Source organism: Fusobacterium massiliense, assembly GCF_900095705.1.
In the GTDB taxonomy this organism is placed as follows: domain Bacteria; phylum Fusobacteriota; class Fusobacteriia; order Fusobacteriales; family Fusobacteriaceae; genus Fusobacterium; species Fusobacterium massiliense.
In genome coordinates, this window is record NZ_LT608324.1 from 14,111 (window position 1) to 32,975 (window position 18,865).

The window sequence follows — 18,865 nt, forward strand, 5'->3', positions numbered from 1 at the left end:
AGACTTTTTTGTTTATAAGGAAAGTATAAATTTAATATAAAAATTAATTTTTATTTTTATACTTTAAAATATTTTACAATTATATTATTAATACTTCGAATTATCATTACATAAATATAAGCCACATACAGAACTTAAAGGACTCATAGCAAATGATGTACTTAATTTTGCTCCTGTTCTTTCTCCATCAACCATATCAAATACAACTTTCTTTAATGAATGGTCTGGTAATATAGGATAACCAATAGCCGGTCTTAAGAAAGTAGGAATTATATCTTCAGATACTCTTTTTTCCATATATTCAGATGCAGTTTCAGCTATTGCATTACACAATAAAGTTTCAAGTAAACTTAAATATTTATCATCTGCAAAAATTTTACTTCCAACAGATATTACAAAAGCACCAACATAATCATCTTTTTCTATATATTGAGCAATTTCTGGAGAAATTTCAAATGTAAATCCTCCCATTTCAAGTACTTCATCTGTCTTCTTAGCTCTGAAATATCCATAAGCTACTCTAAATTCGACTTTTTCTTCTATCATTTTTTCATAGATTTTTTTCAAATCTTCTAAAGTCTTAGCTTCTTCTGGAGTATTCTTAACTCTTAAAGCATATAAAGCGATATCCCATTTTAATTCATCTTCAAAAATCTCAACTGGTAAAGATAAAAATTGTTTTCCCAGTACTTTTGGTGTATATCTATTAGTTTTAGAAACTTCTGGAAGCAATTTCTTTTCTTCTATTTTATTTTCATTGGTATCCAAATATCTTTTAGCTAATTTTCTTAATTGATTTTGTTTTGTTTCTAAAAAGTCTTTTCTTTTTGTTGATAATAATTGAGAGACTACTGTTATAGTATCCATAGCATCTGTTACATGCAATGAATAATCATAATTAGGTAATACTTTCAAACCTGTATGAAGTTTTGATGTAGCAGCTCCAGCAATTAAGATAGGTACTTGCATTCCAACTTTTTGAAATAAGTCTGCTACTCTTTCCATTTCTTTTAATGAAGGACTTATAAGTCCACTTAAAGTTACTACATCTGCATTTACTTCTTTTGCAGTTTCAACAATTTTTTCTTTAGGAACCATTACACCTAAATCTATAACTTCATAACCATTGCATTCTAAAACAGTTCCAACTATATTTTTACCTATGTCGTGTACATCTCCATCAACAGTAGCCATTAATATTTTACCTTTAGATGATGATTTATCAACCTTTTCTAAAAAAGGAGTTAAAATATCAACACAATTATTCATTACAGAAGCTGAACGAATAAGTTGAGGTAAATAAAGCTCCCCTTGCTCAAACAATTTTCCAATTTCTTGCATAGATGACATTAAAATATTTTCCAAAATTTCAAGAGCTTTATACTTTTTTAGAAGTTCATCTATAACTTCTTTTAAAGATTCACTTCCCCCTTGAATAAGAGCTTTTCTTATTTTATCTTCAGGTGTTTCAGCAAATATTTGTGCTTCTTCTTTTCTTTTAACAAGATTTAATGATAGAAGTTCTTCCATGTCTGTACTATCACCAAAAATAAAAGATTTTATTTTTTCTCTTTCATCATCAGACCAATGTGGAGCTTGCTCCTTTGGATTCAAAATAGCAAAATTAAATCCTCTTGGTACAGCTTCCTCTAAAAAGATATGATGAAATGCTGCTCTTAAAACATTATTTCCTCTAAAAGCAAATGATAAATTACTTAATCCTCCAACAATACCACAACCTTTTAGATTTTGATGTATATAATCAATAGTCTTAATAAACTCTCTAGCATGATAACGATCAGCTTCTTGTCCTGTTCCAACACTTAAAATATTTGGATCAAAAACTATATCAGAATTTTTTACACCTATTGATTTTAATAAATCGTAGGCTCTTTGACAGATTTCTATTTTTCTTTCGGCACTAACTCCTTGACCTTTTTCATCAAAAGCCATAACAACTATGGCTGCTCCAAATTTTCTGATAATTTTTGCTTTTCTTAAAAACTCTTCTTCTCCTTCTTTTAAACTAATAGAGTTTACTATTGCTTTCCCCGAGGTATTTTTAAGCCCTTCTTCAATAACTGAAAAATCTGATGAATCTATCATAATAGGCACTTTTGCAATAAAACTATCATTTTGTAAAACCCTTAGGAAATTTTTCATCTCCTCAACAGAATCTAATATTCCATCATCTACATTTATATCTAAAACTTTTGCACCGGCATCAATTTGTTGTCTAGCGACCTCTAAAGCTTTTAGGTAATTATGCTCTTCTATCATTGTTCTAAATAATTTAGAACCTGATATATTATTTCTTTCTCCAACACAAGTAAACTTATCTTTAAAATTATATGTTTCATTACCTGAAAGACAGTCTTCCAACAAACTTACTTCTGGTAAAATTCTTGCTTTTTGACCTTTAACTAATTCAGAAATTGCTTTTATATGATCGTAAGCTGTTCCACAACAACCACCCAAAATATTTATAGCTTGATTTTCTATAAGTGGAAATAAGTCATCTCTCATCTTTTGAGCTGTCTCAACATAATCACCATTTTGATTAGGAAGACCAGCATTAGCATGTAAAGAAATAAACTTTGTTGTTTTTTCCTTCATTTTAATAACCAAAGGAACTAAATCTTTTGCTCCGAAAGAACAGTTAAAACCAAAAGAAACAACGGAATCTCTATCTAAACTGGTTATAAGAGAATCCATGCTTTGACCTGTAAGCAATTTACCTTGTCTATTAACAGTGGCTGATATTGAAATTGGAAGTTTTATATTTTTTTCTTCAAAAACTTCTTCAACACCAAGTAAAGCAGCTTTTGCAGTAAGCCCATCAAATATAGTTTCCAGTAATATTCCATCAACTCCACCATCAATAAGACCTGCCGTTTGAACTTTAATAACTTCTTTCATTTCATCAAAACTAACAGCTCTTTTATAAGGTATGTCTCCTACAGGAAATGATAAACTCTTATTTGTAGGACCTATTGAACCAAAAACATAGACTTTTTTTCCACTTTGAATAACCGCTTCTTTAGCGATTTCAGCAGATTTTTTAGCTAGTTCATATACTTTATCTTCTAAATGATAATCTTTAAGTGAAATAGCATTACAGTTAAAACTATTGGTTTCGATAATATCTGCTCCAGCTTCTATATATTTTTTATGAACTTCTAAAATAATATCTGGTCTTGTTTCATTTAAAATTTCATAACAACCTTTGGCACCATTAAAATCCTCTGCACTTAATTCATATTTTTGTAAAACAGTTCCCATTGCCCCATCTAATACCAATATTCTTTCCCTTAATTCTTTTTCAAATTCAAACATTATTTTCCTCATTTCTATTTCAATCAATTCTTCTATATTTTATTAAAAAATCTATTCACTAATGAACTATTTTCTAATTATTCCTGTTGCATCTATAATTTTTTTTGCAGTTTCTGGTTTATTCATTGTATAAATATGTATACCATTTATATCAGAAGCAACCAAGTCTATTATTTGTTCTATTGCATAAGCAAGTCCTGCTTCTTTAAGTGCAGCTGGATTATCTTCATATTTTTCTAAAATTTTTAAAAATTTCTTAGGTATAGTACAAGAACAAAGTGAAGTTATTTTCTTTATTTGTTTTGCATTTGTTACTGGCATAATTCCAGCTACTAAAGGCTTATCTATTTGTAATTTTTCTAGTTTATCTCTAAAGCTATAAAAAAATTCATTATCTAAGAAAATTTGTGAAATTAAAAAATCTACACCTGTATCAACTTTTTCTTTTAAATGAAACAAATCTAATAAATCATTAGTTTCTCTATGACCTTCAACATAATATGCTGCACCTATAGAGAATTTATCTCCCTTTTTTTCACGAATATATTTTATTAAATCTTTAGCATAATTAAAATCTCCAGGCTCTAAATCCCTATCAATTGGGTAATCCCCCCTTAAAGCTAAAATATTTTCTATATTATTTTTTTCTAACTCATTTAAAACTCTATCTATTTCTTCTTTTTTAGAACCTATACAAGTAAAATGAGCTAATGATTCAACATTGTTCTGACTTTTTATTCTCTCTGCTATTTCAACGGTTCTTCCTTTAGTATTTCCACCAGCTCCGTATGTAACACTTATAAAATCAGGATTTTCTAATGTTAATATATCTAAACAATTATAAACCTGATCTAATCCTACTTTATCATTTGGTGGAAAAACCTCAAACGATGTTGTTAAAACTTTATTCTTAAAAATATCTCCAATTTTCATAATTACCCCCAATCTAAAACTAAAAACAATATCTTATAACCCTAAATAAATAATTAAAAGCTCTTCAAACTAATACGGATGTCAGAAACTAAGTATCATTATTTATTTTCATACTTTTATATATAATAAAAAACCTAAGCCTTACGACTTAGGAAACTTTTAATTATTCCTCCATCGATCAGGCATTAGCACCACACTTTTGCAGGTTGCTGAGACTTCACTGGGCCTGTCCCTCCGTCTCTCTTTATGGTTTTTTTTATTAGGAAAAATAATACACTATTTTTTTTAATTTGTCAATTCTAAATTACAATAATTTTTTTATTTTAATTTAGAAAAATCTAAATCTTTTCCTATTGACAAAACATTAAATATATAATATTATTATTTTATAAAAATTAGCACTCTATTAATATAAGTGCTAATAAAAAGGAGGAAATTATGAATATCAGACCTTTAGGAGAAAGAGTGGTAATTAAAGCTATCAAAAAAGAAGAAAAAACAAAAAGTGGAATTATATTAGCTAGTAAGAATTTAAATTCAGATAACCAAATTTTTTATGCCGAAGTATTAGCAATAGGAAAAGGAGAAAGTTTAGCAGATATAAAAGTTGGGGCAACCGTTATATGTCCTAAAAATATTGGCTATGAAATAAAAGAAGATGATGAAAAATATATTATTATAAATGCAGAAGATATATTAGCTATTTCTGAATAATAAGGAGGAAAAATGTCAAAAATTATAAATTTTAATGATGAAGCTAGAAAAAAATTAGAAATAGGAGTTAATACTCTTGCTGATGCAGTAAAAGTTACATTAGGTCCAAGAGGAAGAAATGTTGTTTTAGAAAAAACTTATGGTGCTCCATTAATAACAAATGATGGAGTTACTATTGCAAAAGAAATTGAACTTGAAGATCCTTTTGAAAATATGGGTGCTGCTCTTGTAAAAGAAGTTGCAATAAAATCTAATGATGTTGCGGGAGATGGAACTACCACAGCTACCATTCTAGCACAAGCCATTGTAAAAGAGGGACTAAAAATGTTAAGTGCTGGAGCCAATCCAATATTCTTAAAAAAAGGAATTGAACTTGCAACTAGAGAAGCTATTGAAATTTTAAAACAAAAAGCAAAAAAAATAGAATCAAATGAAGAAATATCACAAGTTGCCTCTATTTCGGCTGGTGATGAAGAAATAGGAAAACTTATAGCACAAGCTATGGAAAAAGTTGGTGAAACTGGAGTTATTACAGTAGAAGAAGCAAAATCTTTAGAAACTACTTTAGAAGTTGTAGAAGGAATGCAATTTGATAAAGGATATGTATCTCCTTATATGGTAACAGATAGTGAAAGAATGACTGCTGAACTTGAGAATCCTTTTATACTTTTAACTGATAAAAAAGTTTCATCTATGAAAGAGTTACTACCATTACTGGAACAAACAGTGCAAATGTCTAGACCTGTTCTAATAATTGCAGATGATATAGAAGGAGAAGCTCTAACAACTTTAGTTATTAATAAATTGAGAGGAACTTTAAATGTTGTTGCAGTTAAAGCTCCAGCATTCGGTGATAGAAGAAAAGCTATCTTAGAAGATATTGCTATTTTAACTGGTGGAGAAGTTATTTCTGAAGAAAAAGGTATGAAACTGGAAGAAGCTAGTGTTGAACAATTAGGAAAAGCTAAAACAGTAAAAGTTACAAAAGATTTAACTGTTATAGTTGATGGTGCTGGACAACAAAATGAAATTTTAGCTAGAGCTAATTCTATTAAATCTCAAATAGAAGAAACTACATCTGAATACGATAAAGAAAAATTACAAGAAAGACTTGCTAAATTGGCTGGTGGAGTAGCTGTAATAAAAGTTGGGGCTGCTACTGAAGTTGAAATGAAAGAAAGAAAATTAAGAATAGAAGATGCTCTAAATGCAACAAGAGCAGCTGTTGAAGAAGGAATTGTTTCAGGTGGAGGAACTATACTTCTTGATATAATTGATTCAATGAAAGAATTTTCTGAAACAGGTGAAATTGCTATGGGAATTGAAATTGTTAAGAAAGCACTTGAAGCTCCTATTAAACAAATTGCTGAAAATTCTGGACTTAATGGTGGGGTAGTATTAGAAAAAGTTAGAACTTCTCCAAAAGGATTTGGTTTTGATGCCAAAAATGAAAAATATGTAAATATGATAGAATCAGGAATTATTGACCCTGCTAAAGTTACAAGAGCAGCTATTCAAAATTCTGCCTCTGTTGCTTCATTACTTCTAACTACGGAAGTTGTTATAGCTAATAAAAAAGAAGATGATAAATCTTCTATGAATGGAGCAGGTATGATGCCTGGAATGATGTAAATTTAATAATTAGAGATTATTTTTTGATTTTAAATTTATACTTTCTAATGTCATAAATAAAGTCTCTTGACAGCCGTATGAGTTCTACGAGCTCAATAAACACAGGCTCTTCGAACTAATACGGACGTCAGAGACTAAACTTTGTTATTTAATCTTATCCTTTCCTATGGAAAAATAAAAAGACAGAATTTTTTTCTGTCTTTTTATTTAAAAAATATATTTTTATTTTTGCATCTCTATTGTAAATTTCAATCTATTTATACCAGCTCTCAACGCTTTTATTTTAAATTTACTTATTTTTATAGCTACTAAATCATCATCCGATGCTTCTTGTAAGTCAGCAATATTATTAAAAGTTATTATAATTTTCTCAACATCTTTTTTTGTTAATTTACTTATTTTTTCTAAAATTCTATACCCTTTTGCATTAATTTTATTGTCTAATACTGTATAAGACTTATTATATCCTAGAGCAAAAGCTAAATTTTCTATTTCTAATAACTCTGAGTCAGATAGAGAAGATAGTATTTTTTTTACATCATTTATTTCAATTTCGTCTTCAAGATAATCTTTTAAGAAATTTTCTTCTTCTAAATCTAATTCAAATATAAGCTCCGAAACTTGTATTCCAGCTGCTCTTCCAGAAGTTCCTAACTCAACTAAATATCTTGATAACTCTGCTCTTATTCTTCTAACAATTTCAAATCTTTGTAATACATTTGCAACATCTAGTACAGTTACAAGGTCATCTAATTCTAATATTGTTAAATTATCTAGATTTCTATTTAAAACATGTCTATAACTTTCTAATATTTTTAAATATTGAGAAACTTCTATATTTAATTCTTCTAAATTTTTTAATCTATATTTAATATCACCTTTATACAAAGTTACAACTTTTTTTCTTTCTGAAATAGCTATAACCTCTCTTTTTAGTTGTTTTGCAGTTCTTTCAGCTGTTCTATGTCTAGTTCCACTTTCTGTTGTAGTATATATTTTACTAGGTTGAATATGGACATTTGCATAAAGTATTTCTGTGCAATCTTCACTCAAAATAATAGCTCCGTCCATTTTTGATAATTCAAATATTTTTTCAGGGCTATATTTACAATTAATATTAAAGCCCCCATCTCTAACTTTTTCAACTTCATCATCATATCCTATAACTATCAAAGCTCCTATTCCTGCAGCCAAAATATTATCTATTCCAGCTCTAAGTGGTGTTCCTGGAGCTACTTTTGCTAATATATCTATTAATTTATTATCAGTCATTTTTTTTCATCCTTTCCAATAAATCATCTAAAGTTTTAAGATAAATTATTTTTAATTTATATTTCTTTTTTTCTATTTCTTTTCTATTAGATTCAGGAACATAAACACCTAAAAAACCTAATTTTTCTAATTCTTTTAGCCTTTTATCTACGAAAAATACTTTTCTTATTTCTCCTCTTAGTCCTAGCTCTCCTATGGCTGCAATTTTTTGGCTTATTGCAAAACCTCTTGATACTGATAAAATTGATATTAAGACTCCTAAATCTGCAGCAGGGTCTTCTATTGAAAGTCCTCCTGGTACATTTACAAATAAATCTTTTGTTCCTAATGGAACATTTAATTTTCTTTCAGCTATGGCTGTTAATATTTGTATTCTATTTTTATCATAGCCCTGAACAACTCTTCTAGGTATTCCAATTCCACTGTCTACAATTAAAGATTGAATTTCTAATAAAAAAACTTTTGTTCCTTCCAAAATTGGAACTACCATACTTCCTATATTTTTTTCTTCTCTTTCACTTAAAAAATACTCAGATGAATTTTTTATTTCTTTCATTCCATTTTCTTCCATACTAAAAACAGCAATCTCATTTGTTGAACCAAATCTATTTTTAATACTTCTTAAAATTCTATAGTAAAGCCCCTCTTCTCCTTCAAAATTGAAAACTGCATCAACCATATGTTCAAGAAGTTTTGGACCTGCTACTTTTCCATCTTTTGTTATATGTCCAACAATAAAGAAAGAAATATTATATTTTTTAGCCATTTCAATAATTTTTAAAGTACATTCTCTTATTTGCGTAGGAGTTCCAGAAATAGAATCCATTGTCGAATTATATAAGGTTTGGATTGAATCTACCACTACAACTTTTGGTTTTCTTGTAACAACATACTCATAGATATTTAAAATATCCATTTCAGCCATGATATAGATTCCATCACCGGAAATTTTTAATCTTTCTCCTCTGTTCTTTATTTGAGCGGGAGATTCTTCCCCAGATATGTATAATACTTCTCCATATTTCTTGTATGAATTTACAACCTGTAAAAGTAAAGTTGATTTTCCTATGCCAGGATTTCCTGTTATTAGTACAACTTCTCCTTTTAAAAGTCCTCCTCCTAATAATCTGTCAAATTCGGCATAAGAAGTTTTATATCTATCTTCGTCCTTATATTCTATATCTTTAAATTCATACACTTTTAAATCAGAATTCGAATTACTAGCATTATTAATAGCTTTTTTTACATCTTTTGGTAAATCATCTTCTTCCTCAAAACTTGACCAAGAAGCACATTGTGGACATCTTCCAAGCCATTTTGCACTTCTATAACCACATTCAACACAATAATACATCGTTCCTTTCGTAGCCATAATTAACCTCTATATTTCTTTGCTCTATCTAATACTATATTTATATTTTCTTTATCTACATATTCAGTTAAATCTTGTTCATAATATGCTAACTCTTTTACAAAGGTCGAACTCACATAAGTATATTTCTCAGATGTTGGAATAAAGAAAGTGTCAACTTTTCCATCTGATAACTTTTTATTTGCAAAAGAATAAGTCATTTCTTCAGAAAAATCCCTAATATCTCTCAACCCTTTAATCAGAATACAAGAAGAATTTTTTAGCATAAAATCAACCAATAAACCTGCATGTTCTTGGACTTCAACTCTTTCATTTTCTTTATAAATTCTACTTATTAAGTCTTTTCTTTCTTCTAGGTTAAACCAATAACTTTTTCTAGAATTATTCATTACAACAACTATTAACTTATCTACTATCTTTAATGCTCTTTCTATAATATCTTGATGTCCCTTTGTTATTGGATCAAAACTTCCAGCATAAACGGCTACTTTCATATTTTCCCCTTATTTATAAAGTTCTATTTTATATGTATTTTCTAAATTTTTATCGTTCTCAATCACTATATTTTTAATAAAAAATTCTTTTTTAAATACTTCTTCTAAGATTTTTTCTAAATTTTTTGAAATTCTTATTTTTATATTTTTTATATCCTTATCTTCCTTTAAATAATCTAACTCCTCTATTAGATTTAAAATAATTCTTTCTTCTAAAAAATTAAATTCATTTTCATTAAAAGATAATTTTTTATCTAAATAGTATTCAAAAAGATATTTTCCTTCATTCTTTCTTGTCATTTGAACTAAATCTAGCTCTGTATAATCAAACACATATGTTTCAGCACTATCTTTTTTTAAGTTTTCTTTTAAATTGTCTAAAACAATTTTTTTATATTTTAGCTTTCTCATATTAATAAAATCTATTATTATAATTCCAGATAAATTTCTAAGTTTTACTTGTCTTGCAATCTCTTCACTCGCTTCTAAGTTTGTTTGAAATATAGTTTTTTCCAAATCATCACTTACACTTCTTCCAGTGTTTACATCAATACTTACTAAAGCCTCTGTTTTTTCAATAATCAAATATCCACCAGATTGCAACCATACTTTTTTTGAAAGTGCTGTATCTATTTGCTTTTTTATATTATATTTTTGAAAAATATTCTCATCTAAAAAATATTTTTTCATTTTTCTTAAAATTTCAAACTTATTATTTTTTTCTAAATATTCTTTTATATATGAATAAGTTTCTTCATCATTAGTAATAATTTCGTCTACTTCATCAATATTTTTTTTATTTAAGACTTTATCAATAATTATATTATTATCAAATAATAAACCTATTTTTTTTTGATTGAATTTTTTTGTAATATCTATATTAATTTCTAGTATTTTTTTGTATTCTTTTTCTAAAACATCTAAGTCTATATTTTCAGAAGATGTCCTAAAAATTATACCTTTTTCCTCTAATTCACTATAAATTTCAAAAAATTTTTTTAATTTTTCTTTCTTCGCTTCATCTTTTATTTTTTTAGATATAGAAATTCCATTGGAATAAGGTAATAAAACCATGTTTTTACTATTAATAGAATAATCTAAACTTACTTTTGCTCCCTTGCTATCCCTTTCTGAAATAAGTACTTGAACTATTAAATTATCTCCTATACTTATTTTATCTTTTAAATATCCATCATTCTTATTTTCAAATGATAAAAAGGCATTTTTTTCAAGTCCTATATCTAAAAAAACAATTTTTCCTTCATTTAAAATATCTACAACCTTACCTTTATAGATATTTCCTATAATTTCTTTTTGAAAAATATTAGAAATATAAATTTCCTCTAGTTTTTCATTTACAGTGTATGCAATTTTTATTTCATATTTATTCTTATTAAATATTAATCTTTGCATAAAATCCTCTTTTTTCATTTTAATATTTCTATAAAATATTTTCTCGTTTATAAATATTTTCGTTAATTTTTAAAACATTTATATCTAAATTATTATTTATCTTTATTTTAAAGTTTGGATAAAATAATTTTTTATTAATCCCCTTTTGACCTACAATTTTTGAAATATTTTTTTCATTGACTTCAATATTTAAAGTATTTTCTCTTTCATAGATTCTTTTTAAAAAATTAAAATATAGTTTATTTTCTACTAAATCTCTAAAAGCTGGATGAAATGGACCAGCTATAATAACTCCATCAGCAGTTAAATCTTCACTTGGTTGCAAACCTACTCTTATTATATTAACTTTATTCTTTTCAAGAAGTGAATATATTTTTACTGTTCTTTCAACAGCCTCTTCTATCTCTAATGCTTTATATTTTTGAGCTTTATACATATATTCTAATTCTGTTCCTTTTATAACGAGTGTAGGATATATTCTTGCAATATCTGGATTAAAATCTAAAGATTTAATAGCTGATAAAAAATCACTTTCCAAAGTTGACTTTGGTAGTCCTATCATTAGTTGAACTCCTAATTCAAATCCGTATTTTTTAATTAAATCACACGATTTTTTAACTATTTCATAATTATAGTTTCTTCCTGTCGCCTTTAAAACTTCATCATCTAAAGATTGTACTCCTAATTCGATAGTCTTTACTCCGTATTTTTTTAACTGAGTTAATATTTCATCATCTATACATTCTGGTCTTGTTGAAATTCTTACACCTTCAACATCTCCATTATCAATATATTTCTTAACAACCTCAAGATATTCTCTTTGTAACCCCATAGATATGCCAGTAAAAGTTCCACCAAAAAATGCCACCTGTTTAATGGAATTTTTTGGAAGAGTTTTTAAATAGCTTTCTATTATATTTTTTAAATCTTCCAAACTAACATCTGTTTCTCTACCGTTTATTTTTTTTTGATTACAAAAAACACAAGCATTTGGACAACCAAAATGACTTATAAATACTGGTATATTATAATGTTTCATTATACTTTACTCCAAGTCTTTCACACAATTTTTTTGCTGCTAATTGTTCAGCTTTTTTCTTATTTCTTGCAACAGCTCTTTCTTTAAAAGTTTTTGCTGTAACTTCTATTTCAAATTCTCTTAGATGATCTGGTCCTTTTGTACTTATCATTTCATAAGTTGGTACGATTTTAAACTTTTTCTGAATATACTCTTGCAATATACTTTTGAAATCTAAAATCTCTTCATTTTCCTCAACATGTTCTATATATTCTTTTATATAATTTAAAACAAAAGTTCTAGCTTCATCAATTCCCGAATCCATATAAATAGCTCCAAGAACAGCTTCAAACAGATCTGCAAGTATTGATTCCCTATCTCTACCTCCAGATAATTCCTCTCCCCTACTAAGCATTAAAAAATCTGAAGTTCCTATTTTCCTAGTTATTTTAGCTAGTATAGGTTCACTTACAACCATTGATTTCATCTTAGCTATCATTCCTTCAGATGCATTTTGATATTTTTTATATAAGTATTCTGCAACGACAAGATCTAGAACTGCATCTCCTAGCAGTTCTAGTCTTTCATTACTTACATTTTTATATTTTCTATTTTCATTACCAAAGGATTTATGAATGAGAGCTGTTTTTAATAAAGTCCTATTATTAAAATAATAATTTAATCTATGCTCTAAATCTAATAGATTTTTCATAGTAACTCCCCTTCAAAAATTATTTTTCAAATTTTTTCATTATAATTACAGAGTTATGTCCTCCGAATCCTAATGAATTTGACATTGCAACTTTTACATCTGTTTTTATTGCTTTATTTGGAACATAATTTAAATCACATTCTTCTTCTGTTTCATGTAAATTTATAGTTGGCGGTATTATACCATCAGCTATAGATTTAGCTATTATAACCCCTTCAATTCCTCCAGCAGCTCCAAGTCCATGACCTGTTGCTCCTTTTGTAGATGAAACATATAAATTATGAGCTTGTTCACCAAAAAGTCCTTTTATTGCTCTAGTTTCAACAACATCATTAGTTGGAGTTGATGTTCCATGTGCATTAATATAAGTTACATCTTTTATATCTAAATTAGCATCTTTTAATGCTACTCTCATAGCTTTTATAGCTCCTTCTCCATTTTCAACAGGTGCTGTAATATGGTGTGCATCACAAGTTTCTCCATATCCAACCATTTCTGCATATATTTTTGCTCCTCTAGCTAAAGCAGTTTCTAATTCTTCTAATATTAATATTCCTGCTCCTTCTCCCATTACAAATCCATCTCTATCTTTTGAAAAAGGTCTTGAAGCAGTTTTTGGTTCTTCATTTCTTCCAGAAAGTGCTTTCATATTGTTAAAAGAATTTATACAAAATGAAGTTATACAAGCTTCAGTTCCTCCAACTATCATAGCTTTTGCTCTTCCATGACGAATTAAATCAAAACCATCTCCGATAGAATGTGTTCCAGAAGCACAAGCTGTAACTATTGATTTATTTGGTCCTTTTGCACCATAATAAATAGCAATATTTCCTGCTGCCATATTTTCAATCATTGCTGGTATAGTAAAAGGAGAAATTCTTCTAGCTCCTTTATCAAGCATAGTTTTATATTGTTCTTCTAATACTTCTATCCCACCTATACCAGAAGATACTAAAACTCCTATTTCATCAGCATTATTTTCATCGATTTTTAAATTTGCATCTTCAAGAGCCATTTTTGTTGCAACAAGAGCAAATTGAGTATTTCTTGCTAATTTTTTTACTTCCTTCTTTTCTATTCCATATTCAGTAGGTTCAAAATCTTTTACTTCTCCTGCTATTTTCACAGCTTCATTTTCAATATCATAAGATGTTATTAAATCTATTCCACTTTCTCCATTTATTAATTTTTCCCAACTTTTTTCAAGACCTATTCCTAATGAAGAAATAAGACCTAATCCAGTAACTACAACTCTTTTCATAATTTCTCCTCTTTAGCTATTTATTATTTTTTATATAAATAAAATCTCTTGACAGCCGTATGAGTTCTACGAGCTCAATAAACATAGGCTCTTCGAACTAATACGGACGTCAGAGACTGATTTTGTTATTTATTTTTATACTTTTTAAATTATTTATAGTTTCTTTATAAAATTAAAGAAAAAGGACTGTTGTAAATCTATTTAGATAGCAATTACATTTGTCTTAGAAAACCTAAGAAAACTACATTAAATAGAAAGTAATTTGCTATTAAGATTAAGTTACAACAGCCCTGTTTTATACTTAATAGAACATATTATTTATTTGCTTCTATATAGTTGATAACATCTTGAACAGTTTTGATTTTTTCTGCTTCAGTATCTGGAATTTCTACTCCAAATTCTTCTTCAAAAGCCATGATTAATTCAACTGTATCTAGTGAGTCTGCTCCTAAATCATCTACGAAATTAGATTCAGGTTTAATTTGATCAGCTTCCACTCCTAATTGTTCAACTATAATTTCTTTTACTTTATCTAACATTTTTTCCTCCTTAAAGTTATTATTAATATTATTATACACTATTTTAGTATATTTTCCAACTTTTTTTTAATTTTCTAAATTTTCAATATTTATTACTTCTATATCTTTATCAATCTTTTTAATTAAACCAGATAAAACTTTTCCAGGGCCAATTTCATATATTTTAGTTACACCTAATTCTTTTAATTTATTTATAGTATCTATCCATTTTACAGGACCAAAACTTTGTCTATATATTTCATCTTTAACTTCAATATCTGTATTTAATTCTGTTGCTGTTGTATTTGCTATAATTTTTGTAGTTCCTACATTAAAATTAAAATTTTCAGCTTCTATTTTCAATTTTTCTCCAGCTTCTTTCATTAAAGATGAATGAAATGGTCCAGATACAGCAAGAGGTAATGCTCTTTTTGCTCCAGCTTCTTTTAAAGCAACACATGCTTTTTCAATAGCAACTTTTTCACCAGCTATAACAGTTTGATTAGGTTCATTGAAATTAACCGCTTCAACTACACCATCAATATTTTTCAATATTTCTTTTATTTTTTCAGATTCCATTCCAAGAACTGCTGCCATACTTCCATTTACTTTCTCAGCAACTTCTTTCATAATTCTTCCTCTTGCAGCAACTAATTTAACTGCATCTTCTACTGATAAATAATCCGCTCCACCAAAAGCTGCAAATTCTCCAACAGAATGCCCTGCAACATAATCAGCTTTTATTCCTTTTTCTTTTAAAAGTTCTGTTAAAACTAAGCTAAAACTAACTATAGCTGGTTGAGTATAGTCTGTTCTTTTTAATAATTCCTCTGTTCCTTCAAACATAACTTCTTTTAAATTTAAATCTAAAGAATTAAAAATTTTATCAAAAAGTTCTCTAGCTTTTTCATTTTTATCATATAGTTCTTTTCCCATTCCGACATATTGTGTTCCTTGTCCTGGATAAACAAAAGCTATTTTTGACATTTTATTCCTCCTCGTTGTTCCATTTTTTTACTCTATAAAATTAATATGCCCACTTCATAACAACAGAACCATAAGTAAGTCCTGCTCCAAATCCAGTTAAAGCTATATTATCTCCTTTTTTTACTAAACCTTTTTCTAAAGCTTCTCCCAAAGCTACTCCTACTGAAGCCGCAGAAGTATTCCCGTATTTATTTAAGTTTATATAAAATTTTTCTAATGGGAATCCCATTCTTTTTGAAGCAGAATCTATTATTCTTAAATTTGCCTGATGTGGGAATATCATATTTAAATCATTAACATTTAACTTTGCATTTTCTAAAGCCTCCAAGGTAACTTTAGGTAATACTTTTACTGCAAATTTAAATACTTCTTTACCATTCATAACCAAGAAATTTTCTCTATTTTTTATTGTTTCTTCATTGTTTGGTTTCTTTGTTCCTCCAGCTGGTATCTTAAGTATCATATCATCTTCACCTTCAGCTCCTATTGAAAAACCTAAGATTCCATAACCTTCTTCAACTTCTCCTACAATAGCCGCTCCTGCTCCATCTCCAAATAGTACACAAGTATTTCTATCTTGCATATCTATTATTCTTGATAATGTTTCTGCTCCTATAACTAAAATATTTTTAAAAATTTTAGCACTAACCATAGAATGTGCAACTGAAAGGCTATAAATAAATCCACTACAAGCTGCATTAATATCAAAACAAGGTATATTAGTTAAGCCTAGCTTATGTTGTACTAAACATGCAGCTCCCTGAGCCATATAGTCTGGTGTACAAGTTGCAAGAATTATTAAATCAATATCATTTTTATTAATTTTTCCATTTTCTAATGCTTTTAAAGCCGCTTTATATGCTAAATCAGAAGTAGCTTCATCTTTGTCTGCAAATCTTCTTTCCTCTATACCAGTTCTCGTTCTAATCCACTCATCACTTGTTTCAACAATTTTTTCTAGATCAAAATTTGTAACTATATTTTCTGGAACATAGTACCCCATTCCTTTTATTCCAACATTTATCAATTTTATACCTCCATTATTTTTCTTAATTCTTCAATAAATTTAGATTCTATAAATTTCCCAGCTACTTTTAAAGCATTTTTTATTGCTCTATCATCAGAATTTCCATGTGCTTTTATAGATAACTCATTTAAGCCTAAGAAAATAGCTCCTCCATACTCTGAAGCATCAATTTTCTTTTTAACTTTTTTCATAGAACCTTTTATTAATAATGCTCCTATTTTAGAAATTAAACTTTCTAAAATAGATTCTTTAACTATATGAAATATAAATTTCCCTATTCCCTCTGTTGTTTTTAATAAAATATTTCCAGTGAAACCATCTGTTACAACAACATCAACTTCACCATCCATTATTCTAGTACTTTCTATATTCCCAGCAAAATTAATATCTTTATTTTCTTTTAATAAATTATAAGTTTCTCTAGTAAGTTCATTTCCCTTACTCTCTTCTTCTCCTATATTTAGAAGTGCAACTTTTGGATTTTTTTTATTTAAAAATACTTCCATATATTTAGAACCCATTATTGCAAATTGATTTAAAAATTCTGGTTTTGAATCTGCATTTGCTCCTAAATCTAAAAATAAAGTTCCTTCTCCTTTTTTATTAGGAAATAAGACAGCTATTGCTGGTCTTAAGACACCTTTTATTCTTTTTAGTTTTAACTGACTACTAGCAAGTAAAGCTCCTGTATTTCCACAAGAAACAGAAGCTTGAGCTCTTCCATTTTTTACCAAATCAATACAAACATTCATAGATGAATTTTTTTTATCTTTAACAGCTTTTATAGGATCATCTGTCATTTCTATAACATCATCTGCATTTTCAATCTCTAACCTTGAATCGTCGTACTTATATTTCTTTAATTCTTCTTCTACAATTTCTTTTTTTCCAACTAAAATAATATTTAATTTTTTATTTTCTTCTAAAGCTTCAATAGCACCTTTTATTGTCGAGAAAGGGGCAAAATCTCCACTCATAGCATCTAAAGCTACTTTCATAATTTTTAACTCCTTAATTTTTTTACTATATCAGCTTATTATATCACAAATTCTTAGATTCTTTATCCAAAATATCTTTTTCTTATTTTTTAGACTTAAAAACTTCATAAATAGTCTAAAATGTTTTAAAAATAAAAAAACAAGTGTTTTTTATATTATCTATTATATGCTATGTCTTTAAAATTGTAAAGAGCTAAAATTTTGTTTCAATATAAGTTTGACATATATAAAATAAAATTATATTATGTATTTGAAAAAATTTTAAGGAGGTTTTTTTATGAAAAAATTAATGATTTGTTTAGGTCTTGTTTTAAGTATTAGTGGAGTTGTAAATGCTCAAGATTGTTGTTCTGCTGACACAAAAACTGATTGTTGCTCTAGTGAAAAAAAACATGATTGTTGTTGCGGAGATAAAAAATCTGATTGTTGCTCTGGTCATGCATGTTCTACTGAGAAGATGGATAATATGGATAAGATGAAAAAAGATATGAAAGATATGAAAATAACTTTAGAAGAAAAAACAGCAGATTTAAAGAAAGAAATCTCAGAAGACAAAAATATAAAAGAAATAAAAACTAAAGTACAAAAAAAAGTTAAAAAAGTTGTTAATGAAATCAAAAATAGTACTACTAAACAAAATTAATTAAGGTTGTATATTTAAAAATATAATAAAATTAGTCTCTGACGTCCGTATTAGTTTAAAGAACCTGTGTTTATTGAGTTCATAGAACTCATACGGCTGTCAAGAGACTTTTTTTACTTTTTATTTTTTAGCAATATTATTTAAAGCATCTCTAATTTCTGTTAATAATATTTCTTCATTTGATGGTTTTGGTGGAGCTGGTGCTTCTTCTTTCTTTTTATGTAATTTATTCATTATTTTGATAAAAATAAAGATACAAAAAGCTATAATTAAAAAGTTTATTACATCTTGTAAAAACATTCCATATCTTATTGCAGCTTGTTCAACCCCTTCAACCGGAGTGCCTATTTTATATTCAAGACTAGATATATCTATGTTACCTAAAATAATTCCAAATATTGGCATTATTACATCATTAACAAGACTAGTCACTATCTTTCCAAAAGCACCCCCTATGATTACCCCAACAGCCATATCTATTAGGTTTCCTCTCATTACAAATGACTTAAATTCTTCAAAAAATTTCATTCTGTAC

17 protein-coding genes and 1 riboswitch are annotated in these 18,865 nt (G+C 27.7%); of the genes, 3 read left to right on the plus strand and 14 right to left on the minus strand.

From position 1 onward, the window contains the following. Nucleotides 1-87: 87 nt before the first annotated feature. Both BQ2505_RS00105 and metF read right to left on the minus strand, forming a co-directional pair. Nucleotides 88-3,336, minus strand: coding sequence for a homocysteine S-methyltransferase family protein (locus BQ2505_RS00105; RefSeq protein WP_074015805.1), 3,249 nt, complete (start codon nt 3,334-3,336; stop codon nt 88-90). A gap of 66 nt (nt 3,337-3,402) precedes the next feature. Further along, nucleotides 3,403-4,269, minus strand: coding sequence for a methylenetetrahydrofolate reductase [NAD(P)H] (gene metF, locus BQ2505_RS00110; RefSeq protein ID WP_074015806.1), 867 nt, complete (start codon nt 4,267-4,269; stop codon nt 3,403-3,405). A 168-nt stretch (nt 4,270-4,437) separates the two neighbouring features. Beyond that, a riboswitch (SAM riboswitch) is annotated at nt 4,438-4,522 on the minus strand. A gap of 185 nt (nt 4,523-4,707) precedes the next feature. On the opposite strand from metF, the gene BQ2505_RS00115 reads away from it, so the two are divergent. Both BQ2505_RS00115 and groL read left to right on the plus strand, forming a co-directional pair. Continuing rightward, entirely contained in the window at nt 4,708-4,983 is a 276-nt protein-coding gene (locus BQ2505_RS00115; RefSeq protein WP_074015807.1) for a co-chaperone GroES, read from the plus strand. Nucleotides 4,984-4,995: 12 nt separating this feature from the next. Next, nucleotides 4,996-6,615, plus strand: a complete 1,620-nt coding sequence (groL, locus tag BQ2505_RS00120) for a chaperonin GroEL (RefSeq protein ID WP_074015808.1) — start codon at nt 4,996-4,998, stop codon at nt 6,613-6,615. A 222-nt stretch (nt 6,616-6,837) separates the two neighbouring features. Here groL and disA read toward each other — a convergent pair whose 3' ends face one another. The 11 genes from disA to plsX form a co-directional block, all read right to left on the minus strand. Next, nucleotides 6,838-7,887 (minus strand): DNA integrity scanning diadenylate cyclase DisA, encoded by a 1,050-nt coding sequence (gene disA / locus BQ2505_RS00125; RefSeq protein ID WP_074015809.1) that lies wholly within the window; start codon nt 7,885-7,887, stop codon nt 6,838-6,840. Further along, entirely contained in the window at nt 7,880-9,259 is a 1,380-nt protein-coding gene (gene radA, locus BQ2505_RS00130; RefSeq protein WP_074015810.1) for a DNA repair protein RadA, read from the minus strand. The genes disA and radA overlap by 8 nt, the downstream gene beginning before the upstream one ends. Before the next feature lie 2 nt (nt 9,260-9,261). Further along, nucleotides 9,262-9,753, minus strand: a complete 492-nt coding sequence (gene coaD, locus BQ2505_RS00135) for a pantetheine-phosphate adenylyltransferase (protein WP_074015811.1) — start codon at nt 9,751-9,753, stop codon at nt 9,262-9,264. Nucleotides 9,754-9,762: 9 nt separating this feature from the next. Further along, complete coding sequence (locus BQ2505_RS00140; RefSeq protein WP_074015812.1) at nt 9,763-11,166, minus strand: ribonuclease E/G; 1,404 nt, start codon at nt 11,164-11,166, stop codon at nt 9,763-9,765. A gap of 28 nt (nt 11,167-11,194) precedes the next feature. Then, entirely contained in the window at nt 11,195-12,205 is a 1,011-nt protein-coding gene (locus BQ2505_RS00145) for an elongator complex protein 3 (RefSeq protein WP_074015813.1), read from the minus strand. Beyond that, nucleotides 12,192-12,896, minus strand: a complete 705-nt coding sequence (gene rnc, locus BQ2505_RS00150; protein ID WP_074015814.1) for a ribonuclease III — start codon at nt 12,894-12,896, stop codon at nt 12,192-12,194. The genes BQ2505_RS00145 and rnc overlap by 14 nt, the downstream gene beginning before the upstream one ends. Nucleotides 12,897-12,915: 19 nt before the next feature. After that, nucleotides 12,916-14,157, minus strand: a complete 1,242-nt coding sequence (fabF, locus tag BQ2505_RS00155; RefSeq protein ID WP_074015815.1) for a beta-ketoacyl-ACP synthase II — start codon at nt 14,155-14,157, stop codon at nt 12,916-12,918. A 314-nt stretch (nt 14,158-14,471) separates the two neighbouring features. Next, nucleotides 14,472-14,696: an acyl carrier protein gene (acpP, locus tag BQ2505_RS00160; protein ID WP_074015816.1), complete on the minus strand. Its 225-nt coding sequence runs from the start codon at nt 14,694-14,696 to the stop codon at nt 14,472-14,474. A 66-nt stretch (nt 14,697-14,762) separates the two neighbouring features. Further along, on the minus strand, nt 14,763-15,662 hold the full coding sequence (fabD, locus tag BQ2505_RS00165) for an ACP S-malonyltransferase (protein ID WP_074015817.1): 900 nt from the start codon (nt 15,660-15,662) through the stop codon (nt 14,763-14,765). 40 nt (nt 15,663-15,702) lie between these two features. Then, a complete protein-coding gene (locus BQ2505_RS00170; protein ID WP_074015818.1) occupies nt 15,703-16,689 on the minus strand; it encodes a beta-ketoacyl-ACP synthase III in 987 nt (328 codons plus the stop codon). A 2-nt stretch (nt 16,690-16,691) separates the two neighbouring features. Next, nucleotides 16,692-17,687 (minus strand): phosphate acyltransferase PlsX, encoded by a 996-nt coding sequence (gene plsX / locus BQ2505_RS00175; protein ID WP_074015819.1) that lies wholly within the window; start codon nt 17,685-17,687, stop codon nt 16,692-16,694. Nucleotides 17,688-17,964: 277 nt separating this feature from the next. On the opposite strand from plsX, the gene BQ2505_RS00180 reads away from it, so the two are divergent. After that, nucleotides 17,965-18,330: a hypothetical protein gene (locus tag BQ2505_RS00180; RefSeq protein WP_074015820.1), complete on the plus strand. Its 366-nt coding sequence runs from the start codon at nt 17,965-17,967 to the stop codon at nt 18,328-18,330. A 120-nt stretch (nt 18,331-18,450) separates the two neighbouring features. Here BQ2505_RS00180 and mscL read toward each other — a convergent pair whose 3' ends face one another. Beyond that, a complete protein-coding gene (gene mscL / locus BQ2505_RS00185) occupies nt 18,451-18,858 on the minus strand; it encodes a large-conductance mechanosensitive channel protein MscL (RefSeq protein ID WP_074015821.1) in 408 nt (135 codons plus the stop codon). Nucleotides 18,859-18,865 lie beyond the last annotated feature (7 nt).